Here is a 19,599-nt window from a genome sequence, read left to right as displayed (position 1 = left end):
GAGGCCGGTCCGGCTCCCCGGTTGGACTAAACTGTCCTTTCGGCCACTGTCCACGGACGGCTGGCCTCTGCGCTGCGACATGCACAGATGCCCGTCAACCGTAGGAGTCAATGTCATGCCGGCAATCGTCCTGATCGGCGCCCAGTGGGGCGACGAGGGCAAGGGCAAAGCTACCGATCTACTGGGCGGACGCCTGCAGTGGGTGGTGCGCTACCAGGGCGGTAACAACGCGGGTCACACCGTGGTCCTGCCGAACGGCGACAAGTTCGCACTGCACCTGATCCCGTCGGGCATCCTCACCCCGGGCGTGACCAACGTGATCGGCAACGGCGTCGTGGTCGACCCGGGCGTCCTGCTGACCGAGCTCGCGGGCCTCGAAGAGCGCAACGTCGACACCAGTCGACTGCTGCTCTCGGCCGACGCGCACCTGATCATGCCGTACCACGTGGCCATCGACAAGGTCACCGAACGCTTCCTCGGCGCCAAGAAGATCGGCACCACCGGACGCGGCATCGGCCCCTGCTACCAGGACAAGATCGCCCGCGTCGGCGTGCGCGTCGCGGACGTCCTGGACGAGAAGATCCTCACCCAGAAGGTCGAGGCCGCCCTGGAGTACAAGAACCAGGTCCTGGTCAAGATCTACAACCGCAAGGCGCTCGACGCCCAGCAGGTCGTCGAGGAGGTGCTCGGCCAGGCGGAGGGCTTCAAGCACCGGATCGCCGACACGCGACTGCAGCTGAACCGGGCGCTCGAGGCCGGCGAGACCGTGCTGCTCGAGGGTTCGCAGGGCACGCTGCTCGACGTCGACCACGGCACGTACCCCTACGTGACCTCGTCCAACCCCACTTCCGGTGGTGCGGCGGTCGGTTCGGGCATCGGCCCCACCAAGATCACCACGGTCCTGGGCATCCTCAAGGCATACACCACCCGCGTCGGCTCGGGCCCGTTCCCGACCGAGCTCTTCGACAACCACGGCGAGTACCTGGCCAAGCAGGGCGGCGAGGTCGGCGTGACCACCGGTCGCGCGCGCCGCACCGGGTGGTTCGACGCCGTGATCGCCCGCTACGCCACCCGCGTCAACGGCATCACCGACTACTTCCTGACCAAGCTGGACGTGCTGAGCAGCCTGGACACCGTGCCGATCTGCGTGGCGTACGAGATCGACGGCGTGCGACACGAGGAAATGCCGATGTCGCAGACCGAGGTGCACCACGCCAAGCCGATCTACGAGGAGATGCCGGGCTGGTGGGAGGACATCTCGCACGCCCGCACCTTCGAGGAACTGCCGGTGAACGCGCAGAACTACGTGCTGCGGCTCGAGGAGCTCTCGGGCGCCTACATCTCGTGCATCGGTGTCGGCCCCGGCCGGGACGAGACCATCGTCCGTCGCGAGGTCCTGCGGTAGGACCCGCGGCCCGGGCGCATCAGCCGACGTACAGGCCGATGCGCCCGATCCGCAGGGGGACCGCGGTTTCCGCGGGCGCGCCGGATTCCACGGTGCCCGCGTGCGCGCCGGTGGTCGGGCGCACCGGTTGCACCGTCACGCTGAGCGCGGCCGGATCCCACCGCTTGGCGCTCGCGAGCGTCTGCACGAGCGTGGTGATGTCGAACGTGAATCCGAGGCTCCCGTCGGCGTCGACACCGAACAGCGAGAAGGTCCCGGCCAGGTACCGGTCCGCTCGGGGGCCTGTCTCGGTCTCCGGTAGGTTCAGGTACACCTGGTAGACGATTCCCGGGTTCCTTTGGGCGGCAAGGAAATCCACGGTCAACAGTGCCGCACCGAAGCCCGCGGCGGCGGCGGTGTCCGGGGCGTGTTCGATGGCCGGGCGCGAGTCGTCCGGCACCGTCAGCCAGGCCGTGGTGCGCCGGGTCACCTCGGTCGGGTCCGCGGTGGCGGCCACGAGCGAGGGACTCGGTGCGACGGGGATCAGGCGGCGCGGCCGCGCGGCCTGCTCGCTCTGGTCGTCGTACCGATAACCGAGCCCCCGCACGTGGTCGAGCACGTCGCCGACCCGACTGGTGACGGGCTCGCCGTCCGCGCCGAAGAACCTGAACTCGGCGTCGAGCCAGGCCGCATCGGTCGGGTTGGCGTGGCGCTCGAGCCACTGCACCCACAGGCGGTCGAGGTTCGCGTGGTGCAGCCAGAAGACCGGGTCGTGGGCAGCGGCGTCGGTGCTGCTCATCAGGGCCACGTTGCCGGCAGGCCCGGGACCCGCTCCCGCGTCGCCGCCGATCGCCCCGTGCACGGCACCGTGCGGAATGTTCTGCAGTTGTCCGGAGAAACCGGTGCGCATCGCCCCGGAGAAGGAGGGCTGCCACATCGCGGTGAACGTCGAGGTGATGCTGGGGCTCAGGGGATTTCCCGCCATCACCTCGGCGGAGCGGAGCGGGGCGGGCAGCGCCAGTGGATTCGGGGAGCCGTCGGGCAGGGCGAGGTCGACGTCGCGGAAGGGGTAGGGGAGCGTGCTCTGCGGTTCGGGGTTGCCGTAGTTCCAGTACGGGAGGGCGAAGTCGGCGGGTCCACCGTTGCCGATGACCGTGTCGAGGAGGATCTGTTCGAAGTGGTGCAGGTACATCCGATGCCACGGCAGGAAGAACCGGTCGCCGTCGTGACCGAGGTCCGCGTCGGCGAGGGCGGTCCGGAAGGTGCCGTGCAGGTTTGCCTGAAAGACCCAACTGGTGGGGTCGTCGGCGGGGCGAGCCTTCATGGTCCGGACCGCGTGGGCGTAGGCGAGCAGGGTCGGGTCCCAGCCGCGGCCGGTGCTCAGCCGCCACACGTTGCGCCGGATCCGTTCGGCCGACGGCATCGGCGGGTTCTCGACCGCCGCCTGCACCCGGTCCAGCCCGAGCACCGTCCGTGGACCGAGCTCGTCGGTCGCCGTCGCGGCCGGGGTCCCGAGCACGCTGATCTGGAACCGGCGGACCGCGGCGGCGGTCTCGCCGCCGTACGACTTGTCGATCCCGTGCACGGGCAGGCTGTCCGGATCCCATGACCGCAGCGCCGTCTGGATCTTCCCGACCGCGTCGCCGGCGTCATTCCGGGTCCGCGACATAGTGTCGAGACCAGCGGCGATTGCGGCGAGGACGCCGTCCCCCTGGAACAGTGCAGAAACGATCATTGAGCGGGCTCCCCGACGGTTCGGACATCGACAGTGACGCGGTGTCGATTCTTCGGTGGATCGTCGCCGCGGTCGCGCGTAGTGCGCTACCTGTTCGCCGCCGAGCCTGTCCGGGTAGCGGTCCGGCGTGGATTAGGGTCGCCGAATGAATCGAATTGGCTGGGTGGGCGCCCTCGCGGTGACCGTGTCGTTGGTGGGTGGCTGTTCGTCCGGCGGTGAGGGTTCCGCCGTGGCGGAACCGTCGACCGCGGTGCCGTCGTCCTCGGTGCCCGACGTGCCGGTCACGTCGGTGGAGCCCGAGGTGCCGATCACCTCCGCGGCGCCGATCACGACGACCGCGCCCCCGACCACCCCGCCTCCCGGTCCGAACCCGACCCGCTACACCGTCGCGTCCGGCGACACCCTGTCCGGCATCGCGGCCCGATTCGGAATTCCGCTCGGCGCCCTCCTGCAGGCGAACGGACTGACCGTCGGCTCGGTGATCCACCCGGGTCAGGTACTCGACGTCTCCGGGAAGCCCGGACCGGATCCCGGCCGCCCGCCCGGTACCAGGACGTACGTCGTGGAGCCGGGCGGCAGCCTGTCGGACGTGGCGTTGCGGTTCGGTGGCGACGTCGGGGAGATCCTGCGGCTCAACGGTTTCCCGAGCGTAGACACGGTGATCTATCCGGGTCAGGTGCTGATCGTGCCGGACAAGCCGGGCGTCGGCCCGTACTTCCCCGGCGCGGGCGGCAACCCGCCGCCGCCCCAGCCGGAGGTCCCGGACGTCACCTGTGGGCAGTTCAGCATCGGCTCGACCCCGTTCAACCTGGTCGCCGTCAGCACCCCCGCGGGCCGCGTCGGCTGCGGCGAGGCGTTCACCGTCATGGAGGAGTTCGTCGCGACACCGGGTGCGCCCGGGCAGGCCGCGACCGTGCGGGGCTGGGATTGCCACCCGCGCGAGAACAACTTCCCCGAGTGCACCAAGGACGGTCTGTTGATGTTCGGCGCGCCGTAGGTCGAGGCGCCGCAACGGGGCGTCGGGTCGTTCCTGGACCCGGCGCCCGGTTCTCGTGATCACCCGTGACGGCACCGGTGCGCGCGTACGCTACAGAAAACGCGGTTCTCCCCGACTCGGCTCGCGAGGTGCGGTATGCGTACTCGGTCAGGTGTCTGCAGGAGCGGTCTCGTACTCGCGGCGTGTGTGGGCCTGGCGCTCACCGGATGCGGCAGCGAGGACGGCGGAGACGGTTCCGGGACCTTCTACGGGCCCTCGACGGGGATCGGGGACGGTACCGCCCGAACGTTCGTCGAGCTGGGCGCCGACGGGAATCCCACCGGGGTCGGGGTCCGGCTCACCGAGTCGGGGCTGGCCGGGCTGCCCACGCACGAGGGCAAACCCGCCGAGGTCTTCAACCTGCAGTTCCCGGAGCAGGTGTCCGGCACTCCGTTCGAGTTCGCGACGCTGGACTGGAACAACCACGGCCACGAGCCGATCGGCATCTTCGACAAGCCGCATTTCGACTTGCACTTCTTCATGATGAACGAGGAGAACGTCGCCGCGATCGTGCCGACGGACCCCGAGTTCGAGGCAAAGGCCGCGATACTGCCCGACCCGCAATATGTCCCGCAGGACTATGTGCCCGCGCCGTTCCCTCCGATCCCGCAGATGGGAGCGCACTGGTTCGATTCGACGGCCGGTGTGGCCCCGGGGATGGACTTCACCGAGGTGTTCATCAACGGGTCCTGGGACGGCGAGTACAGCTTCCTGGAGCCGATGATGACGCGGGACTGGTTGCTGACCAAGCCGACGTTCCGGCAGGACATCAAGCAGCCGCAGGCCTACCAGGAATCCGGCTACTACCCGACCTCCTACAGCGTCGCGTTCGACGAGGCGGCCGGCGAGTACGTCTTCACCCTCTCCGGGATGACCCACCGGGAACAATCCTGACGCCCCGCAGCGGCCCGGGTCCGTACCCCCGCTAGAACAGCGTCGGTTCGTCGAATCCCGGTGCGTGCTCGATCGTGAGCAGCGCGCGCTTGGTGACCGCGCCTCCGTGCGCGGAGAAGCCGCCGGTCTTCCCGCCCGCGGCCAACACCCGATGGCACGGGACCAGGACCGGAATCGGGTTACGCCCCAACGCCTGTCCGACGGCCTGTGCGGCGTCGGGGCTCCCGATCCTGGCGGCGACCTCCCCGTAGGTGAGCGTCTGACCCGGCCCGATCTCCCGGGTCACCGCGTAGACCCGGCGGTCGAAGGCCGGCACCGCGCGCAGGTCGAGCAGCACGTCGGTGAGGGGATCGGGTTCGCCCGCGAGCAGCGATGCGACGCCGTCGATCGCTCGCCGCGCGTCCGGGCTCGAGTCCGGATCCTGCTCGGCGGCGTCGGGGAAGAGCTCCGTGCAGCGTTCGCGGGTGAGCTCGTCCGAGCCCTCGGGTAGCTGAAAACCCACGACCCCGGATTCACCCCACACGACCGCACATCGGCCGATCGGGGTGTCGAAGAGGGTGAAACCGAGTGCGCTCACGGGTCCAGTATGCGCCGGGTCCGCGCTCGGGTCGTCGAGATACAGCCCGATTGACCAGTCCAGTTGCGAGCAACTGGACTGGTCTGGCGGATCGGTCAGTGATGCGGCGCGCCCCTGTCGGCGACGTGGACCTCGTGGCGTGCCTGCACGGCCTGCAGGTCGCGGTAGGCGCGCGCCGCATCGTGCTCCTCCGGTAGGCGCCCGGCCAGCGGTGCGGCGGGCCGGAACTGGTCGAGGTGGAAGATTCGATCGCCGTTCGACCGACGTGCCGCGACGAACATGCCCACGGAGCCGAGGGCCAGGACGGTGAGGATCAGTGCTGCGACCATGCTCCCATGGTGCTCGTCGCTGGTATTGCAATAAACATCCACTTTGCGAATACTGGACTGCATGGCAATCAGGGTGCTGGGTATATGAGAGTGATGGGCGCGACCACGTTGGCGCGTGACCTCGGGAAGTGGCAGGACGACGAGTCGGGGAGCCGGCGCCGCAGCGTCCGGCCCGCGTACCGTGCGTTGGCGGACAGCGTGCGGTTGCTGGTGGCCGACGGGCGGATCCCGCTGGGGGTGGCGCTGCCCAGCGAGCGCGACCTCGCGGGCGTGCTCGAACTGAGCCGGACCACCATCACCTCCGCGTACGCGGTGCTCCGCGACGAGGGATATCTCATCAGCAGGCAGGGCTCGCGAAGCACCGTCGCCCTACCCGAGTCGGGGGCCACGGGGAAGCTGCTGCGCGGCAAGATGTTCGGCGGTTCCGCCTTCGGTGGCACGAGCACGGATCCCGTCATCGACCTCACGTGTGCCTCGATGTCCGCGCCGGTCGAGCCGATGCGGAGGGCATTCGCGGAGGCCCTCGACGCGCTGCCCGCGTACCTCGGCGGGCACGGCATCGAACCGGTCGGGCTGCCGGTGCTGCGCGAGGCGATCGCCGAACGGTATCGCAGGCGCGGCCTGCCGACCGCCCCCGAGCAGATCATGGTCACCGCGGGCGCGCAGCACGCGCTGGTCCTGGTGCTGGGCCTGCTCGCGGCGCCGGGCGAGCGCGTGCTCATCGACCACCCGACCTATACGAACGCCATCGAGGCGATCAAGAGGATGGGGGCCCGGCCGGTACCGGTGGCGGTCCGGCAGGAGACCAGGGGCTGGGACCTGGACGGAATCCGCAGCACCGCACGGCAGACCGCGGCCAAGCTCGCGTACCTGGTGCCGGACTTCCACAACCCGACGGGCTTCTGCCTCGACGACGAGGGCCGCGCCGAACTGGTCGCGATCGCCCGGGACACCCGGATGACGCTCATCGTCGACGAGACCATGGCCGACCTGGGTCTGGACGAGCCGACCCCGACACCGGTCGCCGCGTTCGGGCGGGGCGGTGTGCGGGCGGACATCGTCACCATCGGCTCGACGTCCAAGGCGTTCTGGTCGGGGCTACGGATCGGCTGGATCCGGGCGGAGGCCCCGCTGATCAGTGCTCTCGCCGCATCGCGCTCCGCCCTCGACCTGGGCACCGCGGTGGTCGAGCAGTTGGCCGCCGTGTCGATGCTCGAGGTCGAGGACGAGGTGCTCCCGGAGCGTCGCGAGCAGCTGCGCAGGCAGCGGGCAGTGCTGCTCGACGCGGTCGCGACCGAGCTGCCGGACTGGCGGTGCACCCCGGGCAGCGGCGGCATGGCGCTGTGGATGCAGCTGCCCGCGCCGATGTCGACCGCGCTCGCGGCCACCTCGCCCTATCACGGGGTGCTGCTGGCGGCCGGCCCCCGGTTCGGGCTCGAGGGCGCGTTCGAGCGGTACATCCGGCTGCCGTACGCCCGCAGCGAGGGCGAGCTCGCCGCCGCGGTGACCGGCATCGCCGCCGCCTACCGCGCACTCTCCGGGGGCGTGGACGTGGAACGCCCGGCCCTGGTGATCTGATGCGCGTAGCGCAGTGGTGCGGTTGCGGAGTGCGGACTCTCCGCAACCGCACCACAGCGCTAGGCGCATCGCGGGCACGGGTGCGAGCGGTCGGTCCAGCCCTCGCGGACCAGGACGGTGCGGACCTCGGCGAAGACCCCGCACGGGTCGTCGTGGGTCTCGGGGTAGCCGAAGACCAAGCGTGGCCGGCCGGCGAGCTCGGCGGCGTTGTCGCGGCGGCGATCCCGAAACGCGACCTCGGCCATCGAATGGGTGGCCCGGCCGTCGAGGCGAACGGTCAGAGCGGCACCGAACTCGTCGTACTCGACATCCTCGTAGAGGGTGCGGCCGTCGACGACCACCGGCCCCTGACGGCGCGCTGTCGGGAGTCCGTGCGCCCGTTCGACATCGACCGCGTACTCGTATTCGAGCGCGGATTGGACCCCGTCGGCCAGCAGGGTCATTGCGTCGTTCAACGCCCGGCGATAGCGGCGGGGCCTGCGCAATTCCAGCTGTTCCCTCAGGTGTCGCAGGGGGATCCGACCATTGGTGGCCAGCGCGGTGAACGCGGACATCGCCTGCCTGGCGGTTGGTTCCGCGACCGCGACGTCGATCACGCACGACGCCGCCGAGGCCACGGGGACGTCTCGGTCGACGCGGAGGTGCTTGATCGCGACGGACCGGTGCACGACCACGCCCGGGTGGAGAATCTCCCCGATGTGGGCGGCAGGTCGTGCGGTCGTGGGGCGCACGGTCGGGGGTTGCGCGATCGCGGAGTGCTTCCGCGGCACCGTGATGTGGATCGGCCCGGGCGGCTCGCCGATCATGCCCCAGTGCTCGAGCGCACTCTGGTGGCTGAGGATCGCCTGCGGGCCGCCGTAGACCAGCGCCGCGCTCACGATCATCGGTCGGGTCAGCGGTCCGTTGCTCACCGAGATGACGCCGCGCAGGACCGACAACCAGTGGCCGCTGTCGACCTGATGCCGGACGCGATGCCAGGGATAGCCGAACCGGCGCAGTTGCGCCGAGCTGAGCAGCCCGTGTTGCGCGTCGAGGAGCGCCTGGAACTCGATGCTGTCCATCGGACGACCGTGCCACGAGGCGCGGCCCTACTCGTTCCGGTGACCTGGGGAATCAGCGGGGCCTGTGGATGAGTGCGCAGTGGTGCGGTTACGGAGTGCCGGCACTCCGTAACCGCACCACTGCGGCGCAGCCGCATTACTGCCAGAGGTCGGCGGCGTCGACGGCCGCGATCGGCGGCGGGGTGGGGATACCCGTCTCGGTGCGGGAGAACCGCGGCGCCGGGCGGTGCTGGGTGACCTTGTCGAGCTCGACGAGCGACCCGCGGGCCGCGATGTGCGCGTTGTCGGGCGCCTCGGCGAAGGTCAGCACCGGGGTGGTGCAGGCGTCGGTGCCGTCGAAGATCGCAGTCCACTCGTCGCGGGTCTTGGACAGGAAGCGCTCGGTGAAGACCTTCCGCAGCTCCGGCCACGCGCTCGTGTCGTTCTGGGCGGGCAGCTCGGCGGGATCGAGCCCCAGTCCGTGGAGCAGCACCGCGTAGAACTGCGGCTCGATCGCGCCGACGGCCATGTACTTGCCGTCCGCGGTCTCGTAGGTGTCGTAGTAGGGCGCACCGGTGTCGAGCATGTTGACGCCGCGCTCGTCCGACCACAGTCCCTGTCCGCGGAAGCTCCAGATCATGTGCGAGAGGGCGAGGGTGCCGTCGACCATCGCGGCGTCCACGACCTGGCCCTTGCCGGAGTTCTGCCGCTCGACGAGGGCGGCGAGGATGCCGAACACCAGGAACATCGAGCCGCCGCCGAAGTCGCCGACCATGTTCAGCGGCGGCACCGGGCGCTCGCCCTGGCGGCCGATGGCGTGTAGCACGCCGGTCAGGGAGATGTAGTTGATGTCGTGGCCGGCGGACTGGGCGAGCGGTCCCTCCTGGCCCCAGCCGGTCATCCGGCCGTAGACCAGGCGCGGGTTGCGCTCGAGGACCGCGTCGGGGCCGAGCCCCATCCGCTCGGTGACGCCGGGCCGGAAGCCCTCGATCAGCACGTCGGCGCGCTCGAGCAGGCCGAGGACCTTCTCGATGTCGGCCGGGTCCTTGAGATTGGCCTCGACGATCCGGCGGCCGCGCTGGGTCTGGTCGTGACGCTTGTCGGGGCCGGGGATCATCCCGGCGCGCTGCACCCGGACGACATCGGCGCCGAGGTCGGCGAGCAGCAGCGCGGCGTGCGGTCCCGGCCCGATGCCTGCCAGTTCGACCACGCGGACGCCCGCGAGCGGGCCTTTCCTTACGTCTTCTGCGGACACGGATTCTCCTCGTTCTGGGCACGGTGTGGCGTGAATTAACAGACGTTAACCCGTGGGTGCGGGGAGGTGTGCTGCGGGTCACTGATCGTCTCCGGCGAGAGGGGGTCTTGCCTGTTCGCGACCGGCCGAGCAGAGTGAATCCATGGCCTTCCCCGGTCGACTCGTGGCGTTCGCGCCCAGCACGGACCTCGACGTCTCGGCGATGTTCTACGTGGACACGCTGGGGCTCACCCTCACCGAGCGGACCCCGTTCGCCCTGGTGGTCGACGGCGGGAACGGGGTCGAGCTCCGGATCACCCTCGTCCAGTCGAAGGAGGACGCCGGGTACACCGTGCTCGGGTGGCAGATGGACGATCTGGACGCGGCGGTCGAGGAACTGCGGTCCAAGGGGGTGGAGTTCAGCCGGTATCCGGGCCTGGACCAGGACGAGCACGACGCCTGGACGGGGCCGGACGGCACCCGGATCGCCTGGTTCCGGGACCCGCACGCGAACGTGCTGTCGCTGCACCAGGTCCCGGCGTAGCGGTCAGCCGAGCAGCTGTCCGCGGACGAACCCGGCCAGTAGCACCGCGAAGCCACCCATCTCGCCGACGATCAGCGCGATCATCGCCAGGCGCAGCCCACGGTCCGGGTGCGCGAACTGGTTGGTGGTGTCGCGCTTGGCGCCGTGCGCGATGTAGCTCGCGATCGCGGCGACGAAGAAGAACACCGATACCGCGGCCGCCGTCAGGTTCACCCACGTCGACCAGGCGCTGAGCTCGACGAACACCGCGATCAGCAGGGTGGCGAAGGAGTACATCAATGCCGCTCGGTGCGCGATGTCCACGTACGGGTGCGCGAGGTGGTTCTCGGACAGCGCCATCTGCCGGTACTTCCACACGCCGAGCCCGAGCGCGAGCAGGAAGATGAGCCCGGCGGCGAGCAGCGTGAGCGTGGTGTCGATCCCCAGGTCCATCCGGACAGTGTGCAATGCACGGAATCGGTGCCGGGCGGCGGTCTGGCACAGTATGGCCCGTGAGCGTCGGTGTCGAGGTCCTGATCGGGTTGGCGATCGTGGTGGGACTGGTGGGGGTCGTGCTGCCGATCCTGCCCGGTGCCCTGTTGATCCTGGGGGCCATCGCGGTCTGGGCGATCCTCGAGGGCACCGGTACCGGGTGGGCGGTGTTCGCCGCGGCGGCCGTGCTGCTGGTGGTGTCGGGTGTCGTCAAGTACACCTGGCCGGGCCGCCGGATGCGCGACGCCGGCGTGCCCAAGCGGTCGCTGGTCGCGGGCGCGCTGCTCGGCATCGTCGGTTTCTTCGTGATACCGGTCGTCGGCCTGCTGATCGGGTTCCTGCTCGGCACCTACCTCGCGGAGGTGCAGCGGCACCGCACACACTCCGACGCCTGGACGTCGACCGTGCACGCCACGAAGGCCGTCGGATTGTCGATCCTCGTCGAGTTGCTCGGCGCGCTGCTGGCGGCCGGGGTCTGGCTGACGGCGGCGATCTTCGCGTAGCGACCGGCGCCGGTCAGGTGAGCCGGTACCAGGCGCGGGCGTTGCCGCCGAGCACGGCCTCGAGGTCGTCGCCCACCGCTGCCGCGACGATGTCGAGGTCCGCGGCCTCGAAGGCCCGCCGGGCCCGGGTCCCGGGCAGGTCGGTGCCGAACATCAACGACTCCGGGTTCACCGCGTGGATGCGCCGCAACGCGTCGCCGACGTCGTCGATCGTGGCCCGGCCGAAGCCGGTGGCCTTCACCTTGACGCCGCGGTCGACCAGGTTCAGGAGGTAGGGCAGGCCCCTGGTGGACATGCCGAGGTGGTCGATGCTGACGGCGGGCAGCTTCTTGAACACCGGTTCCAGGGACAGCAGCAGTGCCGCGTCCACGTAGAACTCCGCGTGCCAGCCGACCAGGTCCCAGGCCCGCTGCGCCTGCGTGGCCAGCAGCTTCAGGTCGGTGGCGCTGCGGCGCAGGTTGAAGCGCAGTGCCCGCACGCCCGCCTTGTCGAGGGCGACGATGTCCTCGTCGGTGGCGTCCTCGGCGAGCTGGGTCACGCCCACCCAGCCGGGGCCGAGCTCCTGCAGCGCGGCGACGAGGTAGGCCTGATCGGTGCCCTGATACGACGCGGTCACCACCGCACCGCCGTCCACGCCGAAGCCGTCGACCCGGGCGCGATAGTCGGCGATGGTGAACGGTTCCGGCAGGTAGCCGTCGTTCTCCACCAGTGGGAACCGGGGGTCGATGATGTGTACGTGGGCGTCAAACACTGTAAGAGCATGCCTTGTCGGTGAAAAAAGTGTGGCGTTCGGCCCGCTCAGCGGGCCGAACGCCACCTCGAACTCGAAAACCTACTGCTTCGAGGCGCGCAGCATGTCTTCCCGCTCGACGACCTTGATGCGCTCGCGGCCCTCGGGCTCGCCGAGGGAACGCTCGTGCGCGTCCAGGCGGTACCAGCCGTCCCAGGTGGTGAACGGGATCTGCTTGCCCTCGAGGAACGTCACGACCGCGTCCTCCTCGGGCTGCTGTGCGCCCTCGAAGTTCGGGGCGTCCTCGAGCAGGCAGGCGATGGTCTCGTTGGCATCGCCCTTGGTGTGGCCGATCAGGCCGACCGGGCCGCGCTTGATCCAGCCGGTGACGTAGGTGCCGGCGATGTGGTTGCCGTCGTCGCCGATGACCCGGCCCGCCTCGTTGGGAACCGTGCCGGCCTGGTCGTCGAACGGCAGCTTCGCGATGTTCTGCGACAGGTAGCCGACGGCACGGTAGACCGCCTGGACGTCCCAGTCGTTGAACTTGCCGGTGCCACGGACGTTGCCGGTGCCATCAAGCTCAGTTCGCTCGGTTCTCAATCCGACGACCTTGCCGTCCTCGCCGAGCACCTCGGTGGGCGACTCGAAGAAGTGCAGGAACAGCTTGTGCGGGCGGTTGCCCTGGTCGCGGATGGCCCAGTCCTGCAGGGTATTGGCGACCATGTCGACCTGCTTGGAGCCGCGGCGCGCGGCCTCGGAGCCCTCGTCGTAGTCGATGTCCTCGGGGTCGACGATGACCTCGATGGTGGGCGAGTGGTCCAGTTCGCGCAGCTCCAGCGGCGTGAACTTGGCCTGGGCCGGCCCGCGGCGCCCGAAGACGTGGACCTCGACGGCCTTGTTGTTCTTCAGGCCCTCGTAGACGTTGGCCGGGATCTCGGTCGGCAGCAGCTCGTCGCCGGTCTTGGCGAGCACGCGCGCGATGTCGAGCGCGACGTTGCCGACGCCCAGGACCGCGACCTTCTCGGCCTGCAGCGGCCACTCGCGGGGGACGTCGGGGTGGCCGTCGTACCAGGAGACGAAGTCGGCGGCGCCGTAGCTGCCGTCGAGCTCGATGCCCGGGATGTTCAGGGCGCGGTCGGCGTTGGCGCCGGTGGAGAAGATGACCGCGTCGTAGAAGGTGCGCAGGTCGTCGAGGGTGATGTCGGTGCCGTAGTCGATGTTGCCGAGCAGGCGGACCTGCGGCTTGTCGAGGACCTTGTGCAGGGCGGTGATGATGCCCTTGATCCGCGGGTGGTCGGGGGCGACGCCGTAGCGGATCAGGCCGAACGGGGCGGGCATCCGCTCGAACAGGTCGATCGACACGCCGCGTCCGGAGGCCGTATCGGACTTCATGAGGGCGTCGGCGGCGTAGATACCGGCAGGGCCGGCACCAACGATGGCCACGCGCAAAGGACGGGTCTGAGTCATCGGGAGCGAACTACCTTTTCGATGTGCGGACGGTCGGTGATGAGCATGGTCAGGCCGTTCTCGGGCCCACCGGTCGGCTTCCAGCTTAGGCTAAGCACACTCCGACCGGTCGTCCGAGGCAAGAGCCTCGAACCGCAACTGTCAATCCTGCGCCCTCCGGCGCCCCGCCGCTAGGCAGCCCCCGGTTGGGGGGTCACAACCGTTGCTTGTGTCCCTCGCCAGGGGATCGGGCAACGTCAAGCTGGCTGCCGCAGCGTGAACAGTTTCACCGGCTGTGAAAAACTGATGCCATGAGCTACGCAGGCGACATCACCCCGCAGCAGGCATGGGACCTGCTGCGCGAGCATCCGGAGGCGGTCCTCGTGGATGTCCGCACCGACGCCGAGTGGAAGTTCGTGGGTGTTCCCGACACCTCTGAGCTCGGCAAACATCCGGTGTTCATCGAGTGGGTGAGCGTGCGAGGGGCCAGGAACGACAACTTCGTCGACCATCTCAAGGAGGCCGGTATCACCGGCAAGGGACCCGTGGTGTTCCTGTGCCGGTCCGGTCAGCGCTCCATCGGTGCGGCCGAGGCCGCGACCGCGGCCGGGATCGAGCCGTCCTACAACGTCCTCGACGGCTTCGAGGGCGGCATCGACGCGAACGGCCACCGCGGGGCGGTCGGCTGGCGCGCGCTCGGCCTCCCGTGGCGGCAGTCGTGAGCGGCATCCCGCAAGGCGGGGCCTTCCACCGCGAGCTCCCGCCGGATGTCGGTCTCGGCACGCTCGGCGTGCGCGGCGGCGTCATGCGCACCGGGTTCGAGGAGACGTCCGAGGCGCTGTTCCTCAACTCCGGCTTCGTCTACGAGTCGGCGGGCGCGGCCGAGCAGGCGTTCACCGGGGAGGTCGACCACTTCGTCTACTCCCGGTACGGCAACCCGACCGTGAAGATGTTCGAGGAGCGGCTGCGCCTGATCGAGGGTGCCGAGGCCTGCTTCGGCACCGCCAGCGGCATGTCGGCGGTGTTCACCGCGCTCGGTGCGCTGCTGAAGGCGGGGGATCGGCTGGTCGCCGCGCGCAGCCTGTTCGGCTCCTGCTTCGTGGTGTGCAACGAGATCCTGCCGCGCTGGGGCGTGGAGACCGTCTTCGTCGACGGCGAGGACCTCGAGCAGTGGGAGCAGGCGCTGTCGGTGCCGACCACCGCGGTGTTCTTCGAGACCCCGTCGAATCCGATGCAGTCGCTCGTGGACGTCCCGCGGGTCGCGGAGCTCGCGCATGCGGCGGGCGCAAAGGTGGTGCTGGACAACGTCTTCGCCACCCCGCTGCTGCAGCGCAGCCTCGACCTGGGTGCCGACATCGTGGTGTACTCCGGCACCAAGCACATCGACGGCCAGGGCCGGGTGCTCGGCGGCGCGATCCTCGGCCCCAAGGACTACATCGAGGGTCCGGTGCAGAACCTGATGCGGCACACCGGCCCCGCGCTGAGCCCGTTCAACGCGTGGACGCTGCTCAAGGGGCTCGAGACCATGCCCGTGCGAGTGCGGCACTCGGTGGACTCGGCGCTCCAGATCGCCCGGTTCCTCGAGGAGCACAGGGCGGTGCGCTGGGTGAAGTACCCGTACCTGGAGTCGCATCCGCAGCACGAGCTGGCCAAGCGGCAGATGAGCGGCGGCGGCACCGTCGTCACGTTCGAGCTCGATGCTCCGGAGGGCGAGGCCAAGAAGCGGGCCTTCGAGGTGCTCGACGCGCTGCGGGTGGTCGACATCTCGAACAACCTCGGCGACGCCAAGTCGCTGATCACCCACCCGGCCACCACCACGCACCGCGCGATGGGCCCGGAGGGCCGTGCGGCTGTGGGGCTCACCGACGGCGTGGTCCGGTTGTCCGTCGGGCTCGAGGACACCGCGGACCTGCTCGCGGATCTCGAGAACGCCCTGGGCTAGCCACACACAACGGAGGTCGGCTGTGCCGGAACGTTTTCCACGAACGGCGCCCGCCCGCCGGCTCCGTGTGGCCGCGGCGGTCATCGCCGTGGCCGTCGCCTTCGCGAGCGCCTGCTCATCGGACCCGGCCGAGCCGACCGGGTCCGGGGGCGGTGGCGACGGCACCTTCCCGGTGACGGTGGCATCCGGTCCGTCGGGCGCGGCCACCGAGGTGACCATCGACGCCCGTCCCGGCGCCGTCGTCTCGCTGAGCCCCTCGGCGACGGAGACGCTGTGGGCGGTCGGGGCCGGCGAGCAGGTCGTCGCGGTCGACGACCAGTCCGACCACCCGCCCGGCGTGCCGACCACCGCGCTGTCCGGGTACTCACCGAACGTCGAGGCCATCATCGGCTACACACCCGACCTGGTGATCGCGATGGACGACGTCGGGGGCCTGGTGTCCGGACTGCGGGCGGCGGGCGTGCCGACCCTGCTGCTGCCGGCCGCGGCGGACCTCGATGAGGCGTACGCGCAGATCGAGCGGATCGGTGCCGCGACCGGGCACCTGCCGGAGGCGACCGCCCTGGTCGCCTCGATGCGCACCGAGGTCGACGCGGCGGTGGCGGCGGTGCCCGAGCGCGCCGGGCCGCTGCGTTACTTCCACGAACTCGACGACACGCTTTACACCGTCTCCGACGACAGCTTCCTCGGCGAGGTCTACGGCCTGTTCGGGCTGGCGAGCATCGCCGACGGCGGCGAGGCGTATCCGCAGCTGTCCGCGGAGTACGTCGTCGAGGCGGACCCGGATCTGATCTTCCTGGCCGACGGTCAGTGCTGCGGCGTCACGCCGGAGCGGGTCGCCGCGCGCCCCGGCTGGGCGGGCATGACCGCGGTCCGCGCCGGGCAGGTGCGCGTGCTCGACGCGGACGTCGCCAGCCGATGGGGGCCACGGGTGGTGGACCTGGTGCGCGACATCGGCGCCGCGGTCGCGACCGTCCCGGCTCCGGTCGGGTGAGCCGGACCGGGCGCACGCTCGTCCTCGCCGCCGCCGTCCTGGCGCTCGCGGCGGCCCTGCTGATCGGCGTGCTGACCGGGCCCGCCGGGTTGACGGTGCGCGGAGTCGTCCTCGACCTGCTCGACGCGATCCCCGGGGTCCGGATCGACTCGGGGCTGACCGCGCAGCAGCACGCGATCCTGTGGCAGATCCGGCTGCCGCGGGTGGTGCTCGGCGCGGTGGTCGGCGCCACCCTCGCCCTCGCAGGCGCCGCCTATCAGGGGGTGTTCCGCAACCCGCTGGCCGATCCCTTCCTGCTTGGCGTCTCCAGCGGTGCGGGCCTCGGTGCGACCGTCGCGATCGTCTCGGGGGCCGCGCTGGGGACCGCCGGGGTACCGGTCGCCGCGTTCGTCGGCGGCATCGTCGCGGTGGCGGCGACGTACTCGCTCGGCCGCGGGGTCGGCGGTGCCCGCAGCGAGGTCGTGATCATCCTCGCCGGCGTCGCGGTCGCCGCGTTCGCCAACGCCGTGCAGACCTTCCTGCAGCAGCGCAACGACGACACCCTGCGGCAGGTGTATCACTGGCTGCTCGGCAGCCTCGGTACCGACGGCTGGACCGAGGTCGCGGTGGTGCTGCCCTACGTGGTGGTGGCCGCCGCGGTGATCGGCCTGCACCGCCGGGTCCTCGACGTGATGGCGGTCGGCGACGTGGAGGCGGCGAGCCTGGGCGTCCACCCGGCGCGGGTACGGCTGACGCTGGTGGCCGCCGCGACGCTGGGGACCGCCGCGGTGGTCTCGGTGAGCGGGCTGATCGGCTTCGTCGGCATCGTGGTCCCGCACGCCATCCGGCTCGTGGTCGGCCCCGGCCATCGACTGCTGTTGCCGCTCTCGCTCCTGCTCGGTGCCGCCTTCCTCGTGCTCGCGGACGTCGTGGCGCGGACCGCGATGTCCCCGGCCGAACTGCCGATCGGGGTCGTCACGGCCGCGATCGGGGCTCCGTTCTTCCTGCTGGTGCTCCGGCGCGGGAGGGGTGCGCTGTGAGCGCGGTCGAGTGCTCGGGACTGCGGGTCGACCGCGGCGGGTTCACCGTGCTCGACGGGGTGGATCTCGCTGTCGGGCAGGGTGAATGGGTCGCGGTGGTCGGGCCGAACGGGGCGGGCAAGACGACCCTCCTGCACGCGTTGGCGGGCGTGGTGCCGTCTGCGGGTGCGGTGTCGGTCGCGGGGCTGGACCCGGCGCGGGCACCCCGGCGGGCGATGTCGAGGGCGGTGGCGTTGATGCCGCAGCGGCCGGTGGTGCCGGACGGGGTCTCGGTGGCGGAGTTGATCGGGCTCGGCCGCACGCCGCATGTGCCGCGGTTCGGTACCGAGACCGCCCGCGACCGGGAGGTGGTCGACCGCGTGATCGACAGGCTCGACCTCGGCGCGCTGGCCCGGCGGCCGGTGACCGCGCTGTCCGGGGGCGAGCTGCAGCGGGTGGTGCTGGCGCGGGCGCTGGCGCAGCAGCCGCGGGTCCTGCTGCTCGACGAGCCCACCAGCGCCCTCGACATCGGCCACCAGCAGCAGGTGCTGGACCTGGTGCGGGGCCTGGTGACCGCGGACGGCATCTCGGTGGTCGCGGCGATGCACGACCTCACGCTCGCCGGACAGTACGGTCGCCGGATCGTGATGCTCGATGGCGGCCGGGTGGTCGCCGACGGCACCCCCGCCGAGGTGCTGCGCGCGGACCGGATCGCCGCCGTCTACGGGGCGCGCGTCGAGGTGCTCGAACGCCCGGACGGGCCGGTGGTGCTGCCGGTCGGGATGCGTGCGGGGGCATCCGACGCGGGCGGGGAGACCTGATGGAGGTCGTGCTGCTGGGCACCGGTGCCGCCGACGGCTGGCCGAATCCGTTCTGCGGCTGCGTCTCCTGCCTGACCCTGCTGGCGCGCGGCGAGTCCCGCGCGCAGACCGCCGCGCTCGTCGACGACGTGCTGCTGCTCGACTGCGGGCCGGAGGTGCCGCGCGCCGCGGTCGCGGCGGGACGGTCGCTGGCCGGGGTGCGGCACATTCTGCTCACCCACGCCCACCCCGACCACCTCGGGCCCCTGGCCTTGCTGATGCGATCGTGGGCCGGGCGCCGGGATCCGCTCGACGTGGTGGGGCCACCGGAGGCGCTGGACCTGTGCCGGGACTGGGTCGCGCCCGGCGACCCCATCCGGTGGGTGCCGGTCGCCCCGGGGGACGCGCTGACGGTGGGCGGGCACCGTGTGCGGGTGCTGCCTGCCGCGCACCGGGTGCTCCGCGACGGCGATTCGGTGCTGTACGAGGTCGTCGGCCCGGACGGCCGGAAGCTGTTGTGGGCCACCGATACCGGCCCGCTTCCGGCCGATACGCTGGCGGCGGTGCGTGGCGCCCGCTACGACGCGGTGTTCCTGGAGGAGACGTTCGGGGACCTCGTCGACCACGAACCCGACCACCTCGACCTGTCCACGTTCCCGCGGGCGGTGGCGGCGCTGCGCGAGGCCGGGGCGATCGTCGAGGGCACCGATGTCCTCGCCGTCCACCTGGGTCATCACAACCCGGTCGACCTGCCGGAGCGGGTGCGGCCGTGGGGAGTCCGCGTCGTCGACGACGGCACGGTCGTCGTGGTCGGGGAGCCGGGGCCGAAAGGTGTGCTGCCGCACCGGACGCTGGTGCTCGGCGGCGCGCGGGCCGGCAAGTCCACCCACGCGCAGCGTCTGCTCGCCGACCGCGACGACGTCACCTACCTGGCGACCGGCGGACCGGCCGACGGCGACGCGGACTGGGCCGCGCGGATCGCCGCGCACCGGGCCTCGCGCCCGGCGCCCTGGCGCACCGTCGAGACCGAGGACGTCGCGGCGGCGCTGCGCGGCGCGCAGGGGCCGGTGCTCCTGGACTGCCTCGGCACCTGGCTGGCCCGGCGCATCGACGCGCACGGCGCGTGGGACGACGAATCGGGCTGGGCGGCGGTGTGGTCCGACGTCGAGGAGCTGGTATCGGCCTGGCGTTCCGTCGCCGTGCCGGTCGTCGCCGTCAGCAACGAGGTCGGCAGTGGTGTCGTTCCCGCCACCGCCTCCGGCCGCCGCTTCCGGGATGCCCTCGGCCGCCTCAACTCCGCGGTCGCCGCCGAGTCCGAGTCGGTGGTGCTCCTCGTCGCCGGCCGGCCGGTGTCGCTCCGCTGA

Annotated in this window: 20 protein-coding genes; 12 read left to right on the top strand and 8 right to left on the bottom strand. The window is 71.0% G+C overall.

Annotated features, from left to right (window positions below; translation table 11 throughout):
* The first annotated feature begins 115 nt into the window (after positions 1-115).
* Positions 116-1,405, top strand: coding sequence for an adenylosuccinate synthase (locus ACFQS9_RS00275; RefSeq protein ID WP_378400361.1), 1,290 nt, complete (start codon positions 116-118; stop codon positions 1,403-1,405).
* A 19-nt stretch (positions 1,406-1,424) separates the two neighbouring features.
* On the opposite strand, the gene ACFQS9_RS00270 is transcribed toward ACFQS9_RS00275, so the two are convergent.
* Positions 1,425-3,119, bottom strand: coding sequence for a tyrosinase family protein (locus ACFQS9_RS00270; protein ID WP_378400358.1), 1,695 nt, complete (start codon positions 3,117-3,119; stop codon positions 1,425-1,427).
* Between the two features lie 145 nt (positions 3,120-3,264).
* On the opposite strand from ACFQS9_RS00270, the gene ACFQS9_RS00265 reads away from it, so the two are divergent.
* Both ACFQS9_RS00265 and ACFQS9_RS00260 read left to right on the top strand, forming a co-directional pair.
* Entirely contained in the window at positions 3,265-4,116 is an 852-nt protein-coding gene (locus tag ACFQS9_RS00265) for a lytic transglycosylase (protein WP_378400356.1), read from the top strand.
* 135 nt (positions 4,117-4,251) lie between these two features.
* Positions 4,252-5,049, top strand: coding sequence for a DUF5602 domain-containing protein (locus tag ACFQS9_RS00260; RefSeq protein ID WP_378400355.1), 798 nt, complete (start codon positions 4,252-4,254; stop codon positions 5,047-5,049).
* A 31-nt stretch (positions 5,050-5,080) separates the two neighbouring features.
* Here ACFQS9_RS00260 and ACFQS9_RS00255 read toward each other — a convergent pair whose 3' ends face one another.
* Positions 5,081-5,626, bottom strand: a complete 546-nt coding sequence (locus tag ACFQS9_RS00255; RefSeq protein ID WP_378400351.1) for a methylated-DNA--[protein]-cysteine S-methyltransferase — start codon at positions 5,624-5,626, stop codon at positions 5,081-5,083.
* A 95-nt stretch (positions 5,627-5,721) separates the two neighbouring features.
* Positions 5,722-5,955 carry a hypothetical protein gene (locus ACFQS9_RS00250; protein ID WP_378400349.1) on the bottom strand — a complete coding sequence of 78 codons (234 nt, stop codon included), beginning with the start codon at positions 5,953-5,955 and terminating at the stop codon, positions 5,722-5,724.
* An 84-nt stretch (positions 5,956-6,039) separates the two neighbouring features.
* Here ACFQS9_RS00250 and yczR point away from each other — a divergent pair, with 84 nt between their 5' ends.
* Entirely contained in the window at positions 6,040-7,533 is a 1,494-nt protein-coding gene (yczR, locus tag ACFQS9_RS00245; RefSeq protein ID WP_378400345.1) for a MocR-like transcription factor YczR, read from the top strand.
* A 59-nt stretch (positions 7,534-7,592) separates the two neighbouring features.
* Here the strand turns inward: yczR and ACFQS9_RS00240 are convergent, their stop codons facing one another.
* Complete coding sequence (locus tag ACFQS9_RS00240; protein ID WP_378400343.1) at positions 7,593-8,594, bottom strand: hypothetical protein; 1,002 nt, start codon at positions 8,592-8,594, stop codon at positions 7,593-7,595.
* 136 nt (positions 8,595-8,730) lie between these two features.
* Positions 8,731-9,828: a CaiB/BaiF CoA transferase family protein gene (locus ACFQS9_RS00235; protein WP_378400341.1), complete on the bottom strand. Its 1,098-nt coding sequence runs from the start codon at positions 9,826-9,828 to the stop codon at positions 8,731-8,733.
* Between the two features lie 142 nt (positions 9,829-9,970).
* Here ACFQS9_RS00235 and ACFQS9_RS00230 point away from each other — a divergent pair, with 142 nt between their 5' ends.
* Positions 9,971-10,351: a VOC family protein gene (locus ACFQS9_RS00230; protein WP_378400339.1), complete on the top strand. Its 381-nt coding sequence runs from the start codon at positions 9,971-9,973 to the stop codon at positions 10,349-10,351.
* A gap of 3 nt (positions 10,352-10,354) precedes the next feature.
* Here the strand turns inward: ACFQS9_RS00230 and ACFQS9_RS00225 are convergent, their stop codons facing one another.
* On the bottom strand, positions 10,355-10,783 hold the full coding sequence (locus ACFQS9_RS00225; protein ID WP_378400337.1) for a hypothetical protein: 429 nt from the start codon (positions 10,781-10,783) through the stop codon (positions 10,355-10,357).
* Positions 10,784-10,842: 59 nt separating this feature from the next.
* Between ACFQS9_RS00225 and ACFQS9_RS00220 the strand changes: the two genes are divergently transcribed.
* Entirely contained in the window at positions 10,843-11,325 is a 483-nt protein-coding gene (locus ACFQS9_RS00220; RefSeq protein WP_378400335.1) for a DUF456 domain-containing protein, read from the top strand.
* A 13-nt stretch (positions 11,326-11,338) separates the two neighbouring features.
* Here the strand turns inward: ACFQS9_RS00220 and ACFQS9_RS00215 are convergent, their stop codons facing one another.
* Positions 11,339-12,076 carry an amidohydrolase family protein gene (locus ACFQS9_RS00215; protein WP_378400333.1) on the bottom strand — a complete coding sequence of 246 codons (738 nt, stop codon included), beginning with the start codon at positions 12,074-12,076 and terminating at the stop codon, positions 11,339-11,341.
* Positions 12,077-12,157: 81 nt separating this feature from the next.
* Positions 12,158-13,522 carry an FAD-dependent oxidoreductase gene (locus ACFQS9_RS00210; protein WP_378400331.1) on the bottom strand — a complete coding sequence of 455 codons (1,365 nt, stop codon included), beginning with the start codon at positions 13,520-13,522 and terminating at the stop codon, positions 12,158-12,160.
* 290 nt (positions 13,523-13,812) lie between these two features.
* On the opposite strand from ACFQS9_RS00210, the gene ACFQS9_RS00205 reads away from it, so the two are divergent.
* From ACFQS9_RS00205 to ACFQS9_RS00180, 6 genes are read left to right on the top strand one after another with little or no spacing between them, the layout of a single operon-like run.
* Complete coding sequence (locus tag ACFQS9_RS00205) at positions 13,813-14,223, top strand: rhodanese-like domain-containing protein (RefSeq protein ID WP_378400329.1); 411 nt, start codon at positions 13,813-13,815, stop codon at positions 14,221-14,223.
* Complete coding sequence (locus tag ACFQS9_RS00200; protein ID WP_378400327.1) at positions 14,220-15,443, top strand: O-succinylhomoserine sulfhydrylase; 1,224 nt, start codon at positions 14,220-14,222, stop codon at positions 15,441-15,443. Before ACFQS9_RS00205 ends, ACFQS9_RS00200 begins: the two co-directional genes overlap by 4 nt.
* Before the next feature lie 22 nt (positions 15,444-15,465).
* Positions 15,466-16,437, top strand: coding sequence for an ABC transporter substrate-binding protein (locus tag ACFQS9_RS00195; protein ID WP_378400325.1), 972 nt, complete (start codon positions 15,466-15,468; stop codon positions 16,435-16,437).
* Complete coding sequence (locus tag ACFQS9_RS00190) at positions 16,362-17,456, top strand: FecCD family ABC transporter permease (RefSeq protein ID WP_378400323.1); 1,095 nt, start codon at positions 16,362-16,364, stop codon at positions 17,454-17,456. Before ACFQS9_RS00195 ends, ACFQS9_RS00190 begins: the two co-directional genes overlap by 76 nt.
* Positions 17,453-18,256 carry an ABC transporter ATP-binding protein gene (locus ACFQS9_RS00185; protein ID WP_378400321.1) on the top strand — a complete coding sequence of 268 codons (804 nt, stop codon included), beginning with the start codon at positions 17,453-17,455 and terminating at the stop codon, positions 18,254-18,256. The genes ACFQS9_RS00190 and ACFQS9_RS00185 overlap by 4 nt, the downstream gene beginning before the upstream one ends.
* Entirely contained in the window at positions 18,256-19,599 is a 1,344-nt protein-coding gene (locus ACFQS9_RS00180; protein ID WP_378400319.1) for a bifunctional adenosylcobinamide kinase/adenosylcobinamide-phosphate guanylyltransferase, read from the top strand. The genes ACFQS9_RS00185 and ACFQS9_RS00180 overlap by 1 nt, the downstream gene beginning before the upstream one ends.

This window comes from Rhodococcus daqingensis, from assembly GCF_042665615.1.
GTDB lineage: Bacteria > Actinomycetota > Actinomycetes > Mycobacteriales > Mycobacteriaceae > Rhodococcus_G > Rhodococcus_G daqingensis.
This window is presented reverse-complemented; position numbering and strand designations above follow the sequence as displayed.

What these genes read in the sequence shown, in the direction of transcription:
- ACFQS9_RS00275 (WP_378400361.1), top strand. Translation starts at nt 116, where the DNA reads ATGCCGGCAATCGTCCTGATCGGCGCCCAGTGGGGCGACGAGGGCAAG.
- ACFQS9_RS00270 (WP_378400358.1), bottom strand. Translation starts at nt 3,119, where the DNA reads ATGATCGTTTCTGCACTGTTCCAGGGGGACGGCGTCCTCGCCGCAATC.
- ACFQS9_RS00265 (WP_378400356.1), top strand. Translation starts at nt 3,265, where the DNA reads ATGAATCGAATTGGCTGGGTGGGCGCCCTCGCGGTGACCGTGTCGTTG.
- ACFQS9_RS00260 (WP_378400355.1), top strand. Translation starts at nt 4,252, where the DNA reads ATGCGTACTCGGTCAGGTGTCTGCAGGAGCGGTCTCGTACTCGCGGCG.
- ACFQS9_RS00250 (WP_378400349.1), bottom strand. Translation starts at nt 5,955, where the DNA reads ATGGTCGCAGCACTGATCCTCACCGTCCTGGCCCTCGGCTCCGTGGGC.
- yczR (WP_378400345.1), top strand. Translation starts at nt 6,040, where the DNA reads ATGAGAGTGATGGGCGCGACCACGTTGGCGCGTGACCTCGGGAAGTGG.
- ACFQS9_RS00240 (WP_378400343.1), bottom strand. Translation starts at nt 8,594, where the DNA reads ATGGACAGCATCGAGTTCCAGGCGCTCCTCGACGCGCAACACGGGCTG.
- ACFQS9_RS00230 (WP_378400339.1), top strand. Translation starts at nt 9,971, where the DNA reads ATGGCCTTCCCCGGTCGACTCGTGGCGTTCGCGCCCAGCACGGACCTC.
- ACFQS9_RS00225 (WP_378400337.1), bottom strand. Translation starts at nt 10,783, where the DNA reads ATGGACCTGGGGATCGACACCACGCTCACGCTGCTCGCCGCCGGGCTC.
- ACFQS9_RS00210 (WP_378400331.1), bottom strand. Translation starts at nt 13,522, where the DNA reads ATGACTCAGACCCGTCCTTTGCGCGTGGCCATCGTTGGTGCCGGCCCT.
- ACFQS9_RS00205 (WP_378400329.1), top strand. Translation starts at nt 13,813, where the DNA reads ATGAGCTACGCAGGCGACATCACCCCGCAGCAGGCATGGGACCTGCTG.
- ACFQS9_RS00190 (WP_378400323.1), top strand. Translation starts at nt 16,362, where the DNA reads ATGGGGGCCACGGGTGGTGGACCTGGTGCGCGACATCGGCGCCGCGGT.
- ACFQS9_RS00180 (WP_378400319.1), top strand. Translation starts at nt 18,256, where the DNA reads ATGGAGGTCGTGCTGCTGGGCACCGGTGCCGCCGACGGCTGGCCGAAT.